General features: G+C 49.0%; 15 protein-coding genes. 8 read left to right on the top strand and 7 right to left on the bottom strand.

Going from position 1 to position 18,637, the window contains the following annotated elements; translation table 11 throughout:
• Positions 1-184: 184 nt before the first annotated feature.
• A complete protein-coding gene (locus tag EIZ48_RS15145; protein ID WP_160653044.1) occupies positions 185-1,762 on the bottom strand; it encodes an alkaline phosphatase in 1,578 nt (525 codons plus the stop codon).
• Positions 1,763-2,013: 251 nt separating this feature from the next.
• Between EIZ48_RS15145 and tnaC (EIZ48_RS30090) the strand changes: the two genes are divergently transcribed.
• The 5 genes from tnaC (EIZ48_RS30090) to pdxY all read left to right on the top strand — a co-directional run bounded on the left by tnaC (EIZ48_RS30090) (position 2,014) and on the right by pdxY (position 6,735).
• Positions 2,014-2,112, top strand: a complete 99-nt coding sequence (gene tnaC, locus EIZ48_RS30090) for a tryptophanase leader peptide (protein WP_160653042.1) — start codon at positions 2,014-2,016, stop codon at positions 2,110-2,112.
• Between the two features lie 151 nt (positions 2,113-2,263).
• Positions 2,264-2,362 (top strand): tryptophanase leader peptide, encoded by a 99-nt coding sequence (tnaC, locus tag EIZ48_RS30085; RefSeq protein WP_160653039.1) that lies wholly within the window; start codon positions 2,264-2,266, stop codon positions 2,360-2,362.
• Between the two features lie 200 nt (positions 2,363-2,562).
• Complete coding sequence (gene tnaA, locus EIZ48_RS15130; RefSeq protein WP_160653036.1) at positions 2,563-4,032, top strand: tryptophanase; 1,470 nt, start codon at positions 2,563-2,565, stop codon at positions 4,030-4,032.
• Positions 4,033-4,140: 108 nt separating this feature from the next.
• Positions 4,141-5,394, top strand: coding sequence for an aromatic amino acid transporter (locus EIZ48_RS15125; RefSeq protein WP_160653033.1), 1,254 nt, complete (start codon positions 4,141-4,143; stop codon positions 5,392-5,394).
• A gap of 465 nt (positions 5,395-5,859) precedes the next feature.
• On the top strand, positions 5,860-6,735 hold the full coding sequence (gene pdxY, locus EIZ48_RS15120; RefSeq protein WP_160653030.1) for a pyridoxal kinase PdxY: 876 nt from the start codon (positions 5,860-5,862) through the stop codon (positions 6,733-6,735).
• Positions 6,736-6,843: 108 nt separating this feature from the next.
• Here pdxY and EIZ48_RS15115 read toward each other — a convergent pair whose 3' ends face one another.
• The 6 genes from EIZ48_RS15115 to EIZ48_RS15090 all read right to left on the bottom strand — a co-directional run bounded on the left by EIZ48_RS15115 (position 6,844) and on the right by EIZ48_RS15090 (position 13,493).
• Positions 6,844-8,421 (bottom strand): alkaline phosphatase, encoded by a 1,578-nt coding sequence (locus EIZ48_RS15115; RefSeq protein WP_160653028.1) that lies wholly within the window; start codon positions 8,419-8,421, stop codon positions 6,844-6,846.
• A 228-nt stretch (positions 8,422-8,649) separates the two neighbouring features.
• The gene (locus tag EIZ48_RS15110) at positions 8,650-9,771 is read right to left on the bottom strand and encodes an extracellular catalytic domain type 2 short-chain-length polyhydroxyalkanoate depolymerase (RefSeq protein ID WP_160653026.1); all 1,122 of its coding nucleotides are present in this window, start codon (positions 9,769-9,771) and stop codon (positions 8,650-8,652) included.
• A gap of 260 nt (positions 9,772-10,031) precedes the next feature.
• Positions 10,032-10,646 (bottom strand): glutathione S-transferase family protein, encoded by a 615-nt coding sequence (locus EIZ48_RS15105; RefSeq protein WP_160653023.1) that lies wholly within the window; start codon positions 10,644-10,646, stop codon positions 10,032-10,034.
• A gap of 15 nt (positions 10,647-10,661) precedes the next feature.
• Entirely contained in the window at positions 10,662-11,699 is a 1,038-nt protein-coding gene (curA, locus tag EIZ48_RS15100) for an NADPH-dependent curcumin/dihydrocurcumin reductase (RefSeq protein WP_160653020.1), read from the bottom strand.
• 126 nt (positions 11,700-11,825) lie between these two features.
• Positions 11,826-12,425: a TetR/AcrR family transcriptional regulator gene (locus EIZ48_RS15095; protein WP_160653018.1), complete on the bottom strand. Its 600-nt coding sequence runs from the start codon at positions 12,423-12,425 to the stop codon at positions 11,826-11,828.
• A gap of 105 nt (positions 12,426-12,530) precedes the next feature.
• Positions 12,531-13,493 (bottom strand): TDT family transporter, encoded by a 963-nt coding sequence (locus EIZ48_RS15090; protein ID WP_160653015.1) that lies wholly within the window; start codon positions 13,491-13,493, stop codon positions 12,531-12,533.
• A 714-nt stretch (positions 13,494-14,207) separates the two neighbouring features.
• On the opposite strand from EIZ48_RS15090, the gene EIZ48_RS15085 reads away from it, so the two are divergent.
• Genes EIZ48_RS15085 through EIZ48_RS15075 form a run of 3 tightly spaced genes read left to right on the top strand, consistent with a single transcriptional unit; the run spans position 14,208 to position 18,608 of the window.
• The gene (locus EIZ48_RS15085; protein WP_160653012.1) at positions 14,208-15,464 is read left to right on the top strand and encodes an efflux RND transporter periplasmic adaptor subunit; all 1,257 of its coding nucleotides are present in this window, start codon (positions 14,208-14,210) and stop codon (positions 15,462-15,464) included.
• A 9-nt stretch (positions 15,465-15,473) separates the two neighbouring features.
• Positions 15,474-16,187, top strand: a complete 714-nt coding sequence (locus EIZ48_RS15080; RefSeq protein ID WP_160653009.1) for an ABC transporter ATP-binding protein — start codon at positions 15,474-15,476, stop codon at positions 16,185-16,187.
• 12 nt (positions 16,188-16,199) lie between these two features.
• Positions 16,200-18,608 carry an ABC transporter permease gene (locus EIZ48_RS15075; protein ID WP_160653006.1) on the top strand — a complete coding sequence of 803 codons (2,409 nt, stop codon included), beginning with the start codon at positions 16,200-16,202 and terminating at the stop codon, positions 18,606-18,608.
• Positions 18,609-18,637: the final 29 nt, after the last annotated feature.

The following is an 18,637-nucleotide window of genomic DNA, read 5'->3' as shown; positions in this document are numbered from 1 at the left end:
CAATTGCGTTGGCGTCACCAAGTTGCCTGTGAGTTTGGTTGGCTCTCTGCTTGGAACACAGGGAAAGACGGAACGGGAAACGGCCCCGAGCATCTGCTCGGGGCCGTTTTTGTTGGTGCCTGGCGTAATTGACTTCATTTAGCCCAGGCTGTTTGAACAGAGACGGAGCGATGTTCTTGTGCGTTTAATTCACGATGTCTTTGATGTATTCGCCCAACTCCGAGTGGTGCATGATTCTCGACACCGGGACTATCTCTTTCAGCGGTCCCCAGGCAAAGACGTTGACTGGCGTGTGGGTATGGGTGCCTGTGCCCCATACCGTGTTTTGAGCCGTAGCCTGTTCGCGGGCAAGCAGGTTACCCCGGTCGTTGTACGGGAAGAAGGCATCAAAGTCTTTGATTGTCGGGATGTCTTTCAGCTTGAGGTACTTGTGATTGTCTTTGAAGTACGGGTTTGGCTTGGTGGCCAGGACATTAGCAGCCTGTGCCGTGGAGATCGGGAAGCTGCTGTTGGCATTGACGATATTAGCCAGCTTTTCCGCCGTTTGCTGCGATGGTTCCAGTTTATCAAACTCGCCCAACATGGCGGCGTAACTCAGCTTCTGGTTATAGAGGCCATCCAGAATTTCAAATTGGCCGAAGTTGAAATTAGGGGCGTAATCGCGCTTCTGGAAAGCTTCGCCTGAACGCTTCTCTGGTGCCGGGAGATCGTTCGATGAGTAGCTAAAGCCGAATGATCCGGTTTCATGGTCGGCGGTGACGATGATCAGCGTATCATCACGATCTTTGGCCCATTCGTAAACGGAGCCCACTGCTTCGTCAAACTTGATCATTTCATGCAGCATAGTGCCGGCATCGTTGCTGTGGCCTGCCCAGTCTATCTGCCCGCCTTCAACCATGAGGAAGAAACCGTCCTTGTCTTTAGATAGCAAGGCAAGGGCCTTTTTCGTCATCTCTTTCAGGGTTGGCTGGGTGCGGTCCGGATCATTTTTCGAGTTGGTGTAGGCAACGCCGTCATTCATGCCCGAGTAGGCGAAGAGCCCCAGTAGCTTATCGCCTTGGGCGGCTTCAAGCATCTTCTTGTTGAAAGCCAGGCTATAGCCGTCGCTTTTTGCTTCGGTGAGCAGGTTACGGTCGTCTTTGCGTTTGGATTTCAGCTTGACGCCTCCCTGGGTAAGGGTTTCCAGCTCTTTATAGACAGCCCCTTTATCATTCGTCGATTTAGGGATCCAGTGGCGCAAACCACCAGATAACATGACATCGACACCGGTTTCCAGCATATCAGAGGCGATGTCATTTTCCAGCGAACGGTGTGGCTGGTGGGCGGCAAACGCTGCGGGTGTCGCGTGTGTCAGTCGGGTATCGGAAATCAGTCCTGTTGCCTTGCCGGCGCGCTTGGCTTTTTCAAGCACGGTTTCGACATGGTTGCCGTTTGCGTCGATGCCTATCACTTCGGAACCGGTGTAAATGCCAGTCGCCAGCATCGTTGCCGAGCATGCCGAATCGACCACGATAGCATCTTCCGGGTGGGTCAGTGACGAGCCGATAACGCCCTCTTGGGCGAGTTTAAAGAGGGCCGTCGTTTCGCCCTTGTAAATAGAGTGAGGTGCATTGTTGGCGTAGGTTTCCAATAAGCCGACCTGTTGCGGCCCCATGCCGTCACCAATCATTAGGATGACGTTTTTGATCTCTGCCGAGTGTGCTGAGAAGGAGAATGTAGAGGTTACCGCGGCAAAAATGAGAGGTTTAACAATGTGTTTCATTTTAAAATCCTGATATTAAAATACGGCGATAGTAAATCAAGGACTTATGACGGTTTTATTGCAGTAATAAGTATTTGATATGAATTGTGGTGCAATTATCTTTTTCGTCATGTATCTCTGTCGTGAATAAAACAGGTGAATTTTTATTTGCCCCGATCACACTTATTGATCATCAATATATATTTATTAATTTAACTATAGGATGATGACCTCATCAATTTCGAATATTGCTTTTCAGATAGGAACATAAGATGGACGTGTACCTCAAATTGCAATCTCCCTCACAGCCGATATTATCGGCCTGGTATAACGTAGACCATAAGCTTTCTTTCCGTCTTTCTTCTGAGTAAGTCCTTCTGGCGTGATTACGCCGAATATTAGCACTTAATATTTTGTACCCATGTCACTTTATCGTGAATAAGGGTGATTTTAATTAATAGTGTTAATGCACTTGATTTATTTGTCTGATAATTAAATTGTATTTTCATGTGAGAGCATAATATGAATGTGTGCCCTAAATTGAAAGTATCATCACTGCCATTGCTGACGCCATGGTATGTTGAAGACGATAAGCTGTCTGATTTCTTTCCGATACTGTAGATATCTATATTGTAAATAATAGAACGCTGCCGTTTCTATTATTTCAAACTAAATCATTATTTTGATGTTCGTTATTTATTTAGCGTGTCTTCGTTCGTCTTGAAGTTAGCTCGTTAGATGAGTTTCAAAGCATCTGGCTATATTTATACCCCATACCTAAAAGGTGCGGTTAAGCACCCGACATGATTAAAGGCATTATTATGGAAAACTTTAAACACCTACCTGAACCATTCCGCATTCGTGTTATTGAGCCTGTCAAACGTACAACCCGTGCCTACCGTGAAGAGGCCGTATTAAAGGCAGGTATGAACCCGTTCTTGCTAGATAGTGAAGATGTGTTTATCGACCTGTTGACCGACAGCGGAACCGGTGCCATCACCCAAGATATGCAGGCGGCTATGTTGCGTGGTGACGAAGCTTACAGCGGTAGTCGCAGCTACCATGCACTGGCAGATGCGGTGAAAGATATCTTTGGCTATGAGCTAACAATCCCAACCCACCAGGGCCGTGGTGCCGAGCAGATCTACATTCCGGTTCTGATCAAAAAACGCGAGGTCGAGAAAGGGCTTGATCGCAGCAAGATGGTTGCCCTGTCAAACTACTTCTTTGATACCACTCAGGGCCACACCCAGGTGAACTGCTGTGTGGCGAAAAATGTCTACACCGAAGAAGCCTTTGATACCGCGGTCAACGCAGATTTCAAGGGGAACTTTGATCTGGTCAAGCTAGAAGAGGCGATCCTCGAAGCGGGGCCGGCCAACGTGCCTTATATCGTCAGCACCATCACCTGTAACTCCGCAGGTGGCCAGCCGGTTTCTATCGCGAACCTAAAAGCCGTGTATGACATTGCCCGTAAGTATGATATTCCGGTGATCATGGATTCTGCACGTTATGCGGAGAATGCCTACTTTATTCAGCAGCGTGAAGAAGGCTATCAGGACTGGACGATCGAAGAGATCACCCGCGAGAGCTATAAGTACGCCGATGGCCTTGCGATGTCGGCCAAGAAAGACGCCATGGTCCAGATGGGCGGCCTGCTTTGCTTCAAAGATGAATCCATGATGGACGTGTACACCGAGTGCCGGACGTTGTGTGTGGTGCAGGAAGGTTTCCCTACCTACGGTGGCCTGGAAGGTGGTGCAATGGAACGCCTTGCTGTCGGCCTGTATGACGGTATGCGTCAGGAGTGGCTGGCCTACCGTATCGGTCAGGTTCAGTATCTTGTCGACGGTCTGGAGGGGCTGGGTATTGTCTGCCAGCAAGCTGGTGGTCACGCTGCATTTGTTGATGCGGGCAAGCTGTTGCCGCATATTCCTGCCGAGCAGTTCCCGGCACATGCGCTGGCTTGTGAGCTTTATAAAGTGGCAGGGATCCGAGCGGTTGAAATCGGTTCATTGCTGCTTGGCCGTGATCCTGCGACGGGTAAGCAACATCCGTGTCCGGCCGAGTTGCTTCGTTTGACGATCCCTCGTGCGACTTACACCCAGACGCACATGGATTTCATTATCGAGGCCTTTGAAGAGGTGAAGAAGAATGCGGCGAACGTGAAAGGACTGGAGTTTACCTACGAGCCTCCGGTACTTCGCCACTTTACGGCTCGGCTTAAGGAAGTTGAGCCTGTGAAGCCGGCAACGAAGACGCCGGAAGTCAAGGTACTGGAAGAAGCATAACAACCTTAAAAGAGCGCCCCGATGGGCGCTCTTTTCCTAAACACATACTCAAAAAAACAGTTTAGGTTCATGGTTCCAATAACGTGAAATTAGAAGAGTGACTGCATTATGGATAAAAGTCCGTCGTTAGTGGTAAATGATACAGTGAAGGAAAAGCATCCGTCGTTAATTGGCGGGGCATGCATTATCGCCAGTGTTTGCGTCGGGGCTGGAATGCTCGGTTTGCCCAGTGCCGGTGCGGGGGCATGGACAATCTGGTCGGTGCTGGCGATCACATTGACTATGGTCGTCATGACGGTGTCGGGATGGATGCTACTGGAGGCCTTTAAACATTACGACTTAAAAGTGTCGTTCAATACGGTAACGAAAGACATGCTTGGCGATAAAGCTAACATGTTCAATAACCTGATGGTGTATTTTGTCGGGGGAATATTGCTCTATGCCTATATCACCTCTTCCGGTCTTATCCTTCAGGATGTGCTGGGCATTGACAGTAAAATCAGCTCAGTATTGTTTGTGTTGATATTTTCGGCGTTTGTATGGCATTCAACGCGTGCTGTAGACCGCATCTCTGTTTTACTCATTATCTTCATGGTCTTAAGCTTCGCGTTTGGTGTGTCAGGGCTGGCCGTCAAAGTTGACATGTCTATACTGTTTGATTCCATCAATGAAAAAGCAAACTATGCGCCTTACGCAATGGCGATGCTTCCCGTTGCGCTGACGTCGTTTGGTTATCACCACTCGGTTTCGTCAATGCGTGCCTATTATGGGGATGAGAGCAAAGCCAAAAAAGCGATTCTGGGCGGCACCACGATTGCACTTGGGCTGTACTTTCTGTGGCTATTCAGTATTTTTGGCAACCTGCCAAGAAATCAGTTTGGCCCGGTGATTGAGCTGGGTGGTAATGTGGATGCTTTACTGACCGCGCTGGGCTCTGTGATTGAGTCCGAAAAAGTAGCGAATGCGATCAATGCGTTCTCGATGGCGGCCATTCTGTCCTCTTTTATCGGTGTTGGGCTCGGGGTTTTTGATTACCTGGCTGATTTGTTCAAGTTCGAAGACACCAGACAAGGTCGTGCCAAAACCTGGGCGGTGACCTTCCTGCCGCCTTTGGTTATGTCACTGCTGTTCCCGTTTGGTTTTGTTATCGCGATTGGTTATGCCGGCGCTGCCGCTACAGTGTGGACCTGTATAATTCCGGCTCTTCTAGTCAGAAAGTCGAGAGCATTGGCAAATGGTCGCGAAGGGTTTCGGGCTCCGGGTGGCCAGATAATGATTGCCTTGGTGATAGGCTTCGGGGTATTAACCGCAGTATTCCACTTTATGGCGATGCTGGGTATTCTTCCTGCCTTTACTGGTTAAGTAAGATGAATTAGTCGTTATATTCAATCTTGGATTGGTTATCTTACTTGAACAATTATTGTGCTGAGAAAGATAGCCAATCTTTACAGGAGTGATCAGTCATTATCGCTGTAACGAGTATCATGAGGTTGCTTGAATATAATTCGTCTATAGTTTATAAAATCAAATATCCTCCTTTCTCTTTTCTGGCCGCTATCATGATGTTTAAATGTATGATAAATTCAAGTCCGACAGCCGCTCTATTCAAAAATTGATATCGAAATAAATGGCGAGTTGGAAATTAATGGCGATTAGCATTAACCATCATTAATAAAATTAATAATACTGCTAAATTGTGTTATTGAATATTAGCTCTTCTTGAAAAACACAGTTTGGCCTGGTTCTAGATTAGTAATACCTGAGCTATCTCCATGCTCGCCGGGACGAGTTTCTCGAGACACTTCGGTATATAGAAAGGAAAACATTATGCGCGGCATTTTATCTATTCAATCTCATGTGACATACGGGCACGCAGGTAATAGTTCTGCTGTTTTTCCGATGCAAAGAATGGGATTTGAAGTATGGCCAATTCATACAGTTCAGTTTTCCAACCATACCCAATATAAACAAGGTTGGACTGGACGAGCCTTTTCGGCGTCAGATATCGATGAGCTGGTCCAAGGCCTTAATAATATTGATGCATTATCGCGTTGTGAGGCTATTCTTACCGGTTATCAAGGCAGTGCAGAGCAGTGCGAGGCGGTAGTTAGAACCGTCGAAAAAGTGAAGGCTCATAACCCGTCTGCGATTTATGTTTGCGACCCTGTAATGGGCGCGCCGGATAAAGGGTGTATTGTAGCACCCGGTATTACGGAACATTTGGTCAATAACTTAATGCCAATTGCTGATGTTATCGTGCCAAATCAGTTCGAGCTCAGCCAGTTTGCGCAAATGGAAATCAATACTCTTTCTGATGCTGTGACGGCCTGCCATATCGCTTTGGAGAAAGGGCCCAAGGCTGTGCTTGTTAAGCACCTGTATTGCATTTCAGATGATAAGTTCAGCATGATGCTGGCCACCCGCGAAGGCTGTTTTCTTGCCCAGCGTCCTCATCTACCGTTCGAGCTGCAGCCGGTCGGTGTCGGTGATCTGATATCTGCCGTCTTTACCGCAGGCTTGCTGAAAGGCAACTCGCCAAGGGAAGCCTTCCAGCATTGCCATGATGCCTGTTACGGGGTGCTTAAATGCACGCAGCAACAAAATGAATGGGAGCTGCAAACCGTTCTGGCGCAGGATGAGCTTGTCGAGCCAAGCGAAACATTCCCAGTTGAAACGCTTGATGTGCAGCTGACGTCGGCTTAACACCGGCGCTGGCAATAAGCGAAAGATCTTCCGGAACTAGAGTGGCTCTGAGTATTGGCTCAGAGCCATTTTTATTGGCACTGGCTAATAGCCAGTGATGTCTGCTGCCTATTTCACCTTGCTCATCACGTATTCGCCCAGCTCAGAGTGGTGCATGATTTTTGATACCGGAACAATCTCTTCCAGTGGTCCCCAGGCAAACACATTCACCGGAGTATGGGTGTGAGTACCTGTGCCCCATACGGTGTGCTGTGCTGTTGCCTGCTCGCGGGCGAGCAGGTTTTCGCGGTAGTTGTATGGGAAGAAAGCATCAAAGTCGTTGATCTTAGGAACCTGCTTGGCAGCTAGGTGCTTGTGGCCTTTGCGGTAATACGGGTTCGGCTTTTTCTGCAAGACGTTGGATGCCTGGGCGGCAGTGATAGGGAAGTCACTGTTGGCATTGACGATCTCAGCGAGCTTTTCAGGTGTTTTCTGGCTGTCTTCCAGCGCATCAAACGCCTTGATCATCGCGGAATAGCTTTGCTTCTGGTTGTACAGTTTGTCGAGAATATCAAACGAGCCAAAATTATAGTTCGGGGCGTAGTCGAGCTTCCGGAAAGCTTTTCCACTTCGTTGTTCAGACGCAGGAATGTCTTTTGACGAATAACTGAACCCAAAGGAGCCTGTCTCGTGATCGGCTGTGACGATGATCAGGGTATCATCCCGGTCCTTGGCCCATTGATAGACCGAATCGATGGCTTCGTCGAATTTGATCATTTCGTGTAGCATGCGTCCGGCATCGTTTCTGTGCCCTGCCCAGTCAATCTGGCCGCCTTCGACCATAAGAAAGAAACCGTCCTCGTCTTTCGACAGCACTGCCAGGGCTTTTTCTGTCATCTCCTTGAGCGTCGGCTGCGTACGGGCGGGATCGTTTTTTGAGTTGCTATGGGCTATGCCGTCATTCATGCCCGAGTTGGCAAAAAGCCCCAGTAACTTATCTCCTTCTGAGTTTTCAAGCATCTTCCTGTTAAAGACCAGGCTATAGCCGTCGCTTTGCGCTTCCGTTAACAGGTTACGCTCATCTTTGCGTTTGGACTTGAGCTTGACGTCTCCCCGGGTAATGGTAGCCAGCTCTTTGTAAACCGCCCCTTTGTCATTGGTTGATTTCGGAAGCCAGTGGCGCAGGCCACCGGAGAGCATCACATCGGCGCCGGTTTCCAGCATATCGGCAGCAATATCGTTCTCGAGCGAGCGGTGTGGTTGGTGCGCGGCAAAAGAGGCCGGGGTGGCGTGTGTCAGGCGGGTATCCGACACTAGTCCGGTTGCTTTTCCAAGCCGTTTGGCTTTCTGTAGTACGGTTTCGACATGGTCGCCGTTGGCGTTGATACCAATTACTTCCGAGGCAGTAGCTAGGCCGGTGGCCAGCATTGTGGCCGAGCATGCTGAATCGACCACAATGGCCTCATCCGGGTGGGTTAATGAGGAGCCGACCACACCTTCCAGAGCAAGCTGATACAGGGCAGTGCTATTGCCCTGATAGATGGAGTTGGGAGCATTGTTGGCATAGGTTTCCAACAGTCCGACCTGCTGCGGCCCCATACCGTCTCCAATCATAAAGATAACGTTTTTGATTTCTGCCGACAGAGCAGACATGGAGAAGGTCGATGCCGCGGCGGCGAGGATGAGGGGTTTAACAATATGCTTCATTATATTTTCCTGATAGAGAATAGCCTACTGAACCCGACAATATATCAATTGATTCAATCGCTTGTGTCGTTGGTTGGAGGTTGCAACCGGGTTTCAATCCGTTTCTCGAGCGGCTGTTCATATCAGGTTGTGGCGGGTGGGAGATGTCAGAAGACCTGGAATAAAAGCAGTGCCGAGCGATTGCCCGATACTGCTTTTTTAGTGTTCCACGTTTCAATATAAGGAAGGTTAGTTCTGAGTCAGCTTCACCGGCTGGCTGATCAGGCGGGCAATCATTTTATTGATGGCAACCATCTGTGGCGCTTCTTTGCTGTAATAGTTATACGGTGGCAAGTTATTGGTACTGTAGCCCCAGAAGTCCCAGCACCCTTTCGGATTCATGGGGTTTAGCGATGATTTTTTAACCTGGGGGAAGAGCACAATCGTACTGTTGGTATCGGCCGCTTCCAGATACCCGGTTTCTTTTACATAGGTGGTTCCGATCACTGAGACTCCTTGCTCACAACCATGCACGGCAACGTGGACCTTGCATTGCTCGCTCTGGCAGTTTTCCGGCACATAGACAAAGGCGGTTTCGTTCATGCTTGTCAGCGGGTCGTCAAAGAAGGCACTCTGATCAAATTCAATCAGCTCACCTGTGAGTGTTTTGGCCGCAGGCTTCTGAGTGCCATAGATATGCTTGAGAATACGCTGGGCCTGTGGAATGTCGCAATCGTTGATATATGGTGATTTCGTTTTACTACACGGGGTATCGTTTTGATCTGTGGTGATAAAGGCATGGCCTGCATCCACGCGGTTGTTGTAGAGGATCTGGTCATCGCCGACACCGAGTTTCTGGTAAAACTCCGCCGTGGTATCGACTACGCCGGTGACGACAGTTTCGTCACTGGCGCCCGAGAATATATAGACTTTATCATCTTTCAGGTTGTCGACAGGATCAATTTTGCCGATACGGGCGGTTTGCTTGGCGAGATCGACCAGAAAACCACTGCTCGGATACATCATGGACGGACATCCGACAATACTGCCTTTACAGGGATTCATACAGGTCGTGGTGGCGGTCAGTATCGGGGTAATGAACGGGTTGCTAAACGGATTGTTGCCGGCACAGTTCCACGGCCCCCCGGCAACTATTCCGGCCCCGACCAGTTTTTCGGAATAGGCGACGTGAAACTGGGCTGCCATGAAGGCACCGGAAGACAGTCCGGAGATAGAGGTCGCGTCGGGGAGGGCGTTCAGGGCCGGTAGTTCTGTTTTTGCCGCAAGGGCATAGTTACTGTAAGAAGTACTGAATAAAGCACTGAATAAAACAAACAACAGAGCAAGGGTGAGCTTAAGTTCCTTTATCATGTTTGTCTCCTGATAAATTAGAATATTAACAAAAGGTTAGTGATTGATTTGTTTATAGAATGCTGGGCTATAAGCTGAAGAAAGAATATGCAGACATAAGAATATTTACGTTTTGGCTTATGCCTTAAAAAGGAGGATTTGCGAGTGAGACAGGATTGTGGAGTGATAGGCGCAGGGGATTTGCAAGGAACGTTAAACTAGCTCAAATAAATAAGCGGCCCCGAGATTACTCGGGGCCGCTCTGTTGTCTGAAGGCAGTGCTAGTGACTGGCCTCTATGTCATCGGCTTTGCGAAAAGCGGCATGGGTGCTGAGCTGCTTGGCGTAAGCAGCAATGTTGGGGAAGCTGCCCAGTGTGTTGTTGTTCGCTAATATCTCGACAATAAAGGACATCATAATGTCTGCCCCGGTGAGCTTGTCGGCCACCAGGTAGCGTTTTCCCTCGAGTGACTGGTCAAAATAGCTGATGACCTTGGCGATCTCGGCATCGGCATAACCGGCGAGGAAGTTGGTTTCGCAACCATCTTTGTCGATGAACAGTTTCAGTAACAACGGGAGGATGGCAGAGCTCTCGGCAAAGTGCATCCATTGCGAGTACTCGATATATTCCTTCGTACCCTTTTTTGGCGATAATTGTCCGGCAGCATGCTTGTCGATGAGGTATTCAGTGATCGCCCCGGACTCGGCAATCACCATACCATCATCTTCAATGACCGGCGATTTGCCCAGAGGGTGGATGGTCTTCAGCTCTGGCGGTGCCAGAAATGTCACGCTATCGCGCTGATATGGCACAACTTTGTAGTCAAGCCCTAGCTCTTCCAACAGCCAGAGAATACGTTTCGAACGTGATTTATTGAGATGATGCAGCTTAATCATAGATTTATTCCTTGCTTATAGTGGCTGGTTGACCTGGATCACCAGTTTGCCGAAGTTCTTGCCTTCCAGCAGGCCGATAAAGGCTTCCGGTGCTTTATCAAGCCCTTGCACCAAATGCTCCCGGTACTGGATTTTTCCTTCGGCTAGCCACTGGCTCATGTCCTGAGCGAACTCGTTGTAGCGATGTGCGTAGTCATCAAAAATGATGAATCCTTGCATCTTGATCCGCTTGATCAGCAGTGTGCCCATCAGCATCGAGAGACGGTCCGGACCATCTGGCAGCGAAGTTGCGTTGTACTGGGAGATCAAGCCACAGACCGGTACGCGGGCTCCGGTGTTGAGCAATGGCAGCACCGCGTCGAAGACCTTGCCGCCGACATTTTCAAAATAGACATCGATACCCTTGTCGCAGACAGCCTGAAGCTGCTGCTCGAAATCCGCCGCCTTGTGATCGATACACTCGTCGAAGCCCAACACCTCTTTGGCATAGCGGCACTTCTCTTCGCCACCGGCCACTCCGATCACCCGGCAACCTTTAATTTTGCCGATCTGGCCAACCGTAGCACCTACCGGGCCGGTTGCCGCAGCGACTACCAGCGTGTCACCTTGCTTTGGCTGGCCGATATCAAGCAAGCCCATGTAGGCAGTAAAACCGGGCATGCCCATAATGCCTAATGCATAGGACGGGGCGGTCGGTTGTTTTCCTAGTTTAAGCAGGCCTTCGCCATCGGAGATGCCGTAACTCTGCCAACCGGTGTAGGCAAGCACCCACTCACCGATTTCAAACTCAGGGTTGTTTGACTCGACAACCTGACACACTGTTGCGCCGACCATGACATCATCAACGGCAACAGGATCGGCGTAGGATTTGGCATCGCTCATGCGCCCGCGCATATAGGGATCCAGCGAGAGGTATACACTGCGAAGCAATACTTCGCCGTCCGCCGGGACGGGTATTTCAATGTCTTCCAAACGGAAGTTATCCGGAGTCGGGGCACCGACTGGTCGTGAGGCTAACACAATACGTGAGTTGGTATTTTGCGTATCTGTCATCGTACATTCCTTTTGAATTTCAGCTTTTTTGATTGGTCTATAGCTACCTAATTAGACCGGTCGTCTAGTGATGATTTAAAAAAATCCCCGTCATCATACTGACGGGGTTTAGAGTTCGTTAGTCACCTAGCGGGCGGCTTCACCAGCCAATAGGTTTTTGGTTGTTTTCATCGCCAACTCCAGGCCTGCTTGATCTTGTGTGAGCTTTCTCATCAAGCTAGCACCAATCCATAGGTTATAGAGTAGCTGGGCGGTCTCCTGGCTATCACTGATGGTGATGGAGCCGTCTTTCACACCGTCATCAATACACTGGCGGATAGCCGAGATAATACTCGTGGCCCCTTCTAGCAGCGCCAGACGCATGGGATCGGACAGATCAGAGACTTCGGCTGTCAGTTTGACTACCAGGCATTTCTGCGCACCGCATACACCTTCTTCAACATCTACCCAACGCTGCCAGTAGCTGATAAGGCGATCATAAGCGGTGCCGTTATGACCACTGAACAGCAAGGTATCAAGCCGTTTAAGGTAGTTGGCAAAGTAGTCCTGGATCAAGGCTTCACCAAACTGCTCTTTGGATTTGAAGTAGTGATAAAACGAGCCTTTTGGTACTTCGGCATGCTTTAACAACTGTGACAGACCAACATTCGAAAACCCTTTGGCGACGATAAGTGCGTAACCGGTATCCAGAATATGTTGGCGAGTTTCATTCGTTTGTGCGTTCATGTCGGTAAGAGTAAAGCAAACTAGACCAGTCGTCTAGTCCCATTTTTTGTCTTTATTGACTTGGGGTATATTCACATTGCATTCAGTGTCAGTAACAACAAGACACTAGGTTGAAGGCTGCTTGGAGAACCTAGCCTTCGGCCAGTAGTACCCGATATAGTTCCATCCCACCCACATGACCAGTCCGGTCGCGACGGTTAGCTCAAACAACCCCAGTCTGCCAAGCCAGGCCCAGTGAGGAAAATCGATGACCAGCCACTGGGTCAGGCGCTCGATAGCCACCGCACTAATGACTGACGGGAAGGTGACCGCAGCCAGCGAAGGCTGAAAGCGTTGCTTGAGCAAATTGAAATAGCACAGGTAGACCAAAATGGTCATTGTAATGCCGACACCGGCTAGTGCACCGGTCAGCACCGGATCCGGCTGTTCGACGTTAAGCAGGTAGGCGGTAAGGGACAGGTTAACAGGCGCGGCCATAATCGCCAGTGTCGGCCGGGCCGGGCGGGGCAGGCGTCCGGCAAAACAGAGCCGGTATAGTACCAGAGGCAACATGACAAAGTAGATCCCGACACAGGTATTGGTCATGGTGATCGCAAACTCGGTATGTCCGAGCTGCGGGCCGGCAAGGGTGCCGCTGATGGCGCCGACAGGGTACAGGAACCAGCTTGGGTACAGGTTGGTCAGGCGGAACCGGCGGATCTGGAAACTGAAAAAGTAGATCAGCATGGCAAAATGGAGCATTAGGGCCGGATACCAGAGCAAGCGGGCACTCTCGATATGAATAGATGACAGATAATCAGCCAGTACCAGCATGGTCATGGTCACTGGCGCCATCAGGCTACCGTAGAGGGGATGGCGAAGATCCTGGATAAAACGCTGCGGGCTTAACAGGTACTTCAGGAGTACGGGCATCAGCAGGCATGCGCCGATAAATGCACAGAAACCGCGGATCACCTCACCGCTGCCCGGTAAAAACAGTGACCAGGCAAGGCCCGTTCCCGTTGTTGCCAATGCCAGCGCAGCCTGAGCTGTCGGCACGTGTCTCAGCGCATTCCCAATTGCGATCATTAAGCCTTTATCCCTTCTGTTAAGACTGTGTGATGTAACGGTGGATCTTACACCAGATTGGCGGCAAAAAGCGCTATATTGAAATTGGTCAATAAGTGCTGCAGGTCACGTTTTAAACAGCTTTTCCTGGAAATTGAATTTGCGAAAAGCAGATTTTCATACCATATTTAATATGAAGCTTGTGATGAGCTGTTTCTTGCTTAGCTTCTGGAGGATTAAGCTGTATTCATATGGCTCAAGGGTGCAAGTTTCGTGTTGGTGCTGATGTGAATCAACATTAACAAAGCGAAAAGCTAAGTGCTTTATTGCTTAGTGACTTACAATTTGGTTAAGTGACAAAAAACATATTTATACTTCTTCGCCAAATGATAAAGATGTCCGATTTAAAGAAGTGACTGTATCGGACACGGCATACTCAACGTAATGAGTGGCGAAGCCTCATGATGGCAACAGGTCCATCGTAACACCTTATGTGTGCTGAGTAGGTAGACTAAGGTGAAAAGAAATATAATCCAAGCCGCACTGCAATGGTGCGGCTTTTTATTTTTCTCGTCATATCCATCTTTCTCAACCCGTCCCATTACCGGGAAGCCCCTGTCCCATAATCAGGACACTTATTGTCGAACTATCGCTCCCTTTCAATACAAAGTGATTTAAAAACAATGATTTAAAAACTGGCCTGCTTTGTGCTCTACAGTGCATAGGAGGATGGTGATGGACAGAGTAAGAAAGAAGCGAAGCCGGTTTAAACGCTGGTTGTTGCTACCGGCCGTGGGCCTGCTTTGTGTGATGGCACTCTTGGGATACCGTCAGATAAACAAGCAATACGCCGGTTTTAATGTCGAACGCGATAGCCTGATCATCGGTGAAGTTCAATATGGCTCATTCAATGTCAGCGTGCGCGGCCCTGGTGTGCTGTTGCCGCTTCATGAAAGATGGGTGGCATCCCGTGTTGCCGGGCGTGTTGACCAGCTGAACATCAAGCCGGGCACGTTTGTGAAGCCAGGCGAGACGCTTATTGTCATGGTCAATCCACAGTTGACGCAGCGGGTTGACGAGTTGAACTGGGAGCTGAAAGCCATGGAGGCCAAACATCTGGCAGATCGGGTGCTGCTTGAATCTAAGCTATTGGATCAGGAAACTGTGATTCTGGCGGCCAAGATGCGCTACGACAAAAATGCCCTTAAGCTGGATGCCGAAACCGAGCTGGTGACTATTGGCAACAGCACCGTTTCCCGTATCGATTACCAGCGCTCTCAGCTGGATGTTGCCCAGCAACAGCAGGCGTGGCAGATAGAAGTCCGGCGACTTGAGAAGATGCGGCAGAATTTCGAGGCGCAGATACATGCCGCCAAGGCTAATTATCAGCGTCTGCATCAGCAGCATCGCCGGGCTGTCGAGGATGTCGAGGCATTGACGATTACGGCGTCTATTGACGGTGTGGTGCAAGATATTCCTGTGGAACTGGGGCAGCGAGTCAGTGTCGGTACTAATCTGGCGTTGATTGGTCAGCAAGATCAGCTCTACGCGCAAGTGAATATTGCAGAAACACAAGTCAGGCAAGTTAGCTTGGATCAGGCCGTTACCGTCGATACCCGCAACAATTTAATCAAGGGAAAGGTTAGCCGGATTGCCCCGTCAGTGAATGACGGTATCGTCAAAGTCGACATTATGTTCACCCAACCTCTTCCTGCCGATGCCAGGCCCGATTTGTCTGTCGATGCAAAGATTGCCATCGAACAAATTGATCAGGCGCTATTTGTAAGACGCCCTACTTATGCCAAGGCAGATCAATTGAACAATGTCTATAAGCTCAGTGAGGACGGAAAAAGCGCATTTCGTCATGATGTCTATTTCGGAACCGGCTCCCTCTCACAAATTCAAATTAAAGAAGGGTTAAACCCCGGTGATCAGGTTATTTTGTCTGACTCCACACCTTGGCAAAGCTATGCGGAAATTAATATTTATTAAGGAACAGAAATGAAGGGAAATAATGTTCTTATTGAACTTAATAACGTGACCAAGGTGTTTTATACCGAGGAGCTAGAAACCCATGCATTATCCGATATTAGCCTCAGTATTAATGTCGGGGAATTCGTGGCAATTACCGGGCCTTCTGGCTGCGGTAAATCGACATTGCTCTCTATTCTCGGCTTGCTTGACAGTAATACGGAGGGGCAATATTTATTAAAAGAAAAAGATATATCCCAAGTATTACCTTCCCAGCGAGCCGTTATTCGAAATCAGGAGATGGGATTTATATTTCAGTCATTCAACCTGATCAGCGATTTAACCGTTGAGGAAAACGTCGCCTTGCCGCTTACCTATCGTCGTGGCATTAAGCGTGGAGAGATTAAGAAAAAAGTGGACGATGCCCTGCTTAAGGTTGATATGGCCCATCGCTCGCAGCATTTTCCCGGTCAGCTTTCCGGTGGTCAACAGCAGCGGGTGGCTGTTGCCCGTGCTATCGTCGCCTCGCCATCGATTGTGTTTGCCGATGAGCCAACCGGTAACCTGGATTCGAAAAATGCCGCCATTGTGATGGAGTTGCTCAAGGCACTTCACCGTGATGGCTCGACGATTTGTATGGTGACCCATGATCCGGCCAGTGCGCTGTTAACTGATCGTGTGATTGAACTGTTCGATGGCAAATTGGTTGATATTAAATGCCAGCAATCAGAAAAAGTAGCGTAGGAGCCATAGAAGATGTGGACAGATTTTAAGTATGCGCTGCGGTTGTTGATGAAAGCGCCGGCGTTTTCGCTGTTTACTTTACTGGTCATGACCGCCGGGCTGGCACTTAGCATATATATGTATTCCTTTATCAACACATTGGCCTTGAAGGCACTGCCTTTTCCAGATAGTGACAAGGTAGTGGTGATAGACCAGCTTCAAAACGGGATGCGGCATATAGGTGGGCGGATCCCGGAAGCCGATGCCTTGGAAATCAAGCAACGAAATAATGCGTTCGAGGACTTTGTTCTGTATGCCTACTATTTGGCGAATGTGGATGTGGACGCCAAGGCCCGGCGAAATCATGTTATCGCGATTGAGGCGGATAGCTTTTCGTTCACCGGGGTTAAACCGGTGCTCGGGCGGGTGTTCAACACTCAGGATATGGCGCAGGGAGCAGAACCGGTTGCTGTCATCAGCTATACCATGTGGCAGGAACGCTTTGCCAGACGGGCTGATGCTATCGGGGAAGTATTGTATGTCGACGGCCATCGAAAGAAAGTCGTCGGTGTGATGCCTGAGGGGTATGAATTTCCGGGGACGGCCGATCTATGGTTGCCTGTTAGTGTCAAATATATCAAGCGTGATAGCGGCTTTACGTTAGCCGGGGTTGCCCGTCTGAAAAATGGTGTGTCGATAGAGGCTGCCAATCAGGATGTGCAACGTATCATGGCGTCACTGGCGATAAAATACCCGGAAACTAACCATGGCACCAGTGCTTATGTCGATACTTTTCAGGTGCAGGCCATTACGCCGCAGATGATGCCGACGGTATGGGCCTTGCTCGGGGTCAGCGTATTGGTATTGCTCCTTGCGAGTATTAATGTCGGCAGTATGCTGCTGTCGAAGTCGGCAGAAAGAGCCAAAGAAATTGCGACCCGAATGGCATTGGGGGCACCACGGTTCAGGTTAATCGGCCAAATGTTGTGGGAGAGCATTATCATTTGTGTGATCAGTGCTGTTTTCGCGCTCTTTATTGCTGCCTGGGCGCTGGATCTGACAACGTCAATAATGGCAAATGCCAGCTTTACCAAACCCATTTACTGGTGGGATTTCAAACTTGATAGCGACACCGTTATTGCGACAGTGGTGGTCGTGATTGTGACTATTTTTATCTCGGGGTTCTTGCCGGCCTGGAAAGCAACCAGCCGTGACTTTAACCAAATTCTGCGTGATGGCTCCCGGGGGGCGACCAATCATTATACCGGGCGATTTAGCCGAATATTGGTGAGTATCGAAGTTATCCTGTCGGTGTTTATATTGATTGTTGCCTCTATGTTGATCAGTTACAGCAAGAATGCGGCTGAAACCAGCGCGCGCTTCGACCAAGATAAGATGTTGAGTTTTAACATTTATATGCCGTGGGAAGGCTACGTAGACCCTGGTAAGCGATACCGTTTCCTGAGCAGTGTCGAACGAGAGATAATGGCGTTGCCGCAAGTGAGGAATATAGCGTTGGGCTCGTCGGCGCCCGGTATTTTCTCGTGGGCGAGCACTATCAAAGCAATGGATACCCGGTATGAGCTGGAGAAAGTGCTGGCAAATACCGTGAGCACCAATAACAACTTCTTTGAGTCATTTGGTATTCGGCCATTATATGGGCGGTTATTTGATCATCGGGACACTCAAGAGAGCCAGCGTGTTACGGTGATCAGTGATTCATTGGCAAAACAGCTGTGGCCAAACGAATCTCCTCTCGGTAAACAAATTCATCTTGTAGACATTTCAGATGACCATGTTGCCACAGTAATAGGTGTGATTTCGCATATCGACTATGGGTCACCGTATTTGCCAAGTTCACAGCTCGGTTCTATTTACTTACCTAATTCGCAATTTTCTACCCTATTTAATTACGCAGTGATTGACTATGATGGGAGCAGCCGAGAGCTGCTGAATAGTATTGATACAATAATGCGTGAGCTTGATGCGAATGTTTCCCTGGCAATGGTCATGCAATATGGACGCTTGCTTGATAAGCAAATTGTCGGAATGGTTTTCGGTGCCAGGTTGTTTGTGATATTAGGCGCTGTTGCTTTGTTATTGGCTGCAACGGGTATTTACGGCGTGATGGCAAACAGTATTTCTCAGCGGGTCAGGGAAATAGGTATTCGGCGTGCATTGGGGGCGAGTGAAGGGCAGGTAATTTTGTTCTTTATTCGAAAAAGTTTTATTCAACTGCTGATAGGTGTCACGTTAGGATTAGGCTTGGCCCTGTTTATTTGTTATCAAGTGCTGTATTTATTTGTCGGTTCTACGATGACGATGTCACTGATTTTTGTTCTTATACCCTGCCTGATCGCAGTTGTGATTATGACAGCAACATTAATTCCGGTTAAACGAGCATTAAGGCTAGAGCCAGCAATTGCATTACGTGAAGAATAAGATTGGAAGTATTTTTCCGAGGAAAAGCT

This window comes from Photobacterium alginatilyticum (genome assembly GCF_009910675.1).
Classification (GTDB): Bacteria; Pseudomonadota; Gammaproteobacteria; order Enterobacterales; family Vibrionaceae; genus Photobacterium; species Photobacterium alginatilyticum.
This window is presented reverse-complemented; position numbering and strand designations above follow the sequence as displayed.

Bases quoted from the DNA above. Each gene is read 5' to 3' on its own strand.
- EIZ48_RS15090 (WP_160653015.1), bottom strand. From the start codon at position 13,493: ATGATCGCAATTGGGAATGCGCTGAGACACGTGCCGACAGCTCAGGCT.
- EIZ48_RS15105 (WP_160653023.1), bottom strand. From the start codon at position 10,646: ATGATTAAGCTGCATCATCTCAATAAATCACGTTCGAAACGTATTCTC.
- EIZ48_RS15095 (WP_160653018.1), bottom strand. From the start codon at position 12,425: ATGAACGCACAAACGAATGAAACTCGCCAACATATTCTGGATACCGGT.
- EIZ48_RS15075 (WP_160653006.1), top strand. From the start codon at position 16,200: ATGTGGACAGATTTTAAGTATGCGCTGCGGTTGTTGATGAAAGCGCCG.
- EIZ48_RS15145 (WP_160653044.1), bottom strand. From the start codon at position 1,762: ATGAAACACATTGTTAAACCTCTCATTTTTGCCGCGGTAACCTCTACA.
- tnaA (WP_160653036.1), top strand. From the start codon at position 2,563: ATGGAAAACTTTAAACACCTACCTGAACCATTCCGCATTCGTGTTATT.
- EIZ48_RS15080 (WP_160653009.1), top strand. From the start codon at position 15,474: ATGAAGGGAAATAATGTTCTTATTGAACTTAATAACGTGACCAAGGTG.
- EIZ48_RS15115 (WP_160653028.1), bottom strand. From the start codon at position 8,421: ATGAAGCATATTGTTAAACCCCTCATCCTCGCCGCCGCGGCATCGACC.
- EIZ48_RS15085 (WP_160653012.1), top strand. From the start codon at position 14,208: ATGGACAGAGTAAGAAAGAAGCGAAGCCGGTTTAAACGCTGGTTGTTG.
- tnaC (WP_160653042.1), top strand. From the start codon at position 2,014: ATGGACGTGTACCTCAAATTGCAATCTCCCTCACAGCCGATATTATCG.
- EIZ48_RS15110 (WP_160653026.1), bottom strand. From the start codon at position 9,771: ATGATAAAGGAACTTAAGCTCACCCTTGCTCTGTTGTTTGTTTTATTC.
- EIZ48_RS15125 (WP_160653033.1), top strand. From the start codon at position 4,141: ATGGATAAAAGTCCGTCGTTAGTGGTAAATGATACAGTGAAGGAAAAG.
- curA (WP_160653020.1), bottom strand. From the start codon at position 11,699: ATGACAGATACGCAAAATACCAACTCACGTATTGTGTTAGCCTCACGA.
- tnaC (WP_160653039.1), top strand. From the start codon at position 2,264: ATGAATGTGTGCCCTAAATTGAAAGTATCATCACTGCCATTGCTGACG.
- pdxY (WP_160653030.1), top strand. From the start codon at position 5,860: ATGCGCGGCATTTTATCTATTCAATCTCATGTGACATACGGGCACGCA.